The organism is Tritonibacter sp. SIMBA_163, from assembly GCF_046535935.1.
GTDB lineage: Bacteria > Pseudomonadota > Alphaproteobacteria > Rhodobacterales > Rhodobacteraceae > Epibacterium > Epibacterium scottomollicae.
The window spans coordinates 1-252 of the sequence record NZ_JAWJBP010000911.1 but is presented as its reverse complement, the minus strand read 5'-3'; the positions used below and the strand labels follow the sequence as shown (position 1 = coordinate 252).

General features: G+C 57.9%; 1 protein-coding gene. It reads right to left on the bottom strand.

Translation table 11 applies throughout. The features are described 5' to 3' along the window. On the bottom strand, window positions 1–252 hold a 252-nt coding region (locus R0J92_RS24980; protein WP_411053665.1), incomplete at both ends, for a carbamoyl-phosphate synthase domain-containing protein.

The following is a 252-nucleotide window of genomic DNA, read 5'->3' as shown; positions in this document are numbered from 1 at the left end:
AGCAATTGCCAAGGCTCTTCCGGCGTATTGCCAGGGAGCAGCTGTGCCGGCATCGTGCCCGTTTCCCGGACGTGCTGGATGACCGAACGGGTATCGATGCCGCTGACTAACGGAACTCCTTGCGCTTCAGCGAATTGGGCTAGCGAGATGGCTTGTTTCGGCAGGGGGCCCTCATACAGCTCTGCCACAATGATGCCGGCCGCTTGGATTTTTTCCGATTGTGCATAAAGGGACTCGATGCCATATTGCCCG